At 66.9% G+C, this 1,573-nt stretch carries 1 protein-coding gene; it reads right to left on the reverse strand.

The window, feature by feature from the left end; translation table 11 throughout:
• Window positions 1-1,573, reverse strand: a 1,573-nt coding sequence (locus tag VTU_RS29190; protein WP_010108514.1) for a SwmB domain-containing protein, incomplete at both ends; no start/stop codon positions are given.

Consider the following 1,573-nt stretch of genomic DNA (forward strand, 5'->3'; position numbering starts at 1 on the left):
TTGTTGTTCGTCGAGTTGGGGATGGTGGGGGAGGCCGCTATGTAATCATCGAAAGTCGGGGCCGCCAGCGTGACCGTCCAGGTCGTTCCGCCGTCGGTGCTTTGCAGGTTGGACAGCCTCGCGCCGGCCCCCTCCGCGGTCAGGTCATCGAGGCTGAAACTGCTGGCAGCGATGGCTTCGGAGAAGCGGATGGTGACGGTGGTGCTTTCGCCAAGGGCCAGTTTGTTGTCGCCAATCGTGATCGGGTCGGTGGCGGCCAGCGTGGGACGCTGGGTGTCCGGTGCAGGAGGTCCCATGACGGGGATGGCCAAAAAGCTCCCCAGGTGGTTGCCGACCTCATCCCGTATGCCGCTGGTGTCGCTGGGCGTGCTGTCGCTGTAGGCGACGGTGACGCTCTGGCCCGGTGTCGCGTGACTGGTCAGCGTCAGCGTAATCGTTTTTGCCTGCGCATTCACAAGCACATTGGTGACGTTGTTGCGCTCACCACCAGAGCCGCCCATCCGCACCGTGAAGTCCTCGTCCGCCGGTTTGTGGATCGGGTCTGCGTCCAGATTGCTCGCGTCGTTGAAGCTGAGCACCAGTTGGTCGCCGTTGACCGTGGCGGTGTTGATCGCCGGGGGCGTGGTGTCTGCTGGCGCGGGCGTGTTGTTCGTCACCGCCTGGCCGCTGAAGCTCACTGCGTCGTTGCCCGCAGCGTCCTGCACCACGGCGCCGGATGCGGGCTTGGTGTAGCTGACGGTCACCGTCTCCGTGCTGGCCACGGCGCGGCTCAGCGTCAGCGTCACGGTCTTGGCCGTGGCGTTCACCACGGCGCTGCTCACGGTGATGGCCGCCGTGCCTGCGGCGTTGTTCACCGCATAGCCTGCGTTGCCCGCGAGCGCTGCTCCGTCCAGGGTGCCCGCTTCGGTGTAGCTGATCACCAACTGGTCGCCGTTGACCGCGGCGCTGCTGAACACCGGGGGCGTGGTGTCCGTTGGCGCGGGCGTGTTGTTGGTGACAGCCTGGCTGCTGAAGCTCACTGCGTCGTTGCCCGCAGCGTCCTGCACCACGGCGCCGGATTCGGGTTTGGTGTAGCTGACGCTCACTGTCTCCCCGTGGGCCACGGCGCGGCTCAGCGTCAGCGTCACGGTCTTGGCCGTGGCGTTCACCACGGCGCTGCGCACGGTGATGGCCGTTGTGCCTGCGGCGTTTTTCACCGCATAGCCTGCGTTGCCCGCGAGCGCTGCCCCGTCCAGGGTGCCCGCTTCGGTGTAGCTGATCACCAACTGGTCGCCGTTGACCGAGGCGCTGCTGAACACCGGGGGCGTGGTGTCTCCGGTGGTGGAGTCTCCGGTGCCGGGGCCTCCGGTGGTGTTTACGGTGTAGTTGGTGCTGCTGACTCGACCCGCGCCGGCGTTGCCAGCGGCGCCGGTCACCCCGGCGAGGCTTACGGTGATGACATTCACCGGGGCGTTGACGTTGGCCGTGGGCGTGAAGGCGGCCGTCCAGACCGTGCCCTCGGCGTTGGCCACGGGCGCGCTCAGCGTGCCGTTGGTGCACACGATGTCGCTGATCTCAAAGCCGTTGACGGGCT

Origin of the sequence: Verminephrobacter aporrectodeae subsp. tuberculatae At4, from assembly GCF_000193225.1 — a bacterium.
Classification (GTDB): domain Bacteria; phylum Pseudomonadota; class Gammaproteobacteria; order Burkholderiales; family Burkholderiaceae_C; genus Acidovorax; species Acidovorax aporrectodeae.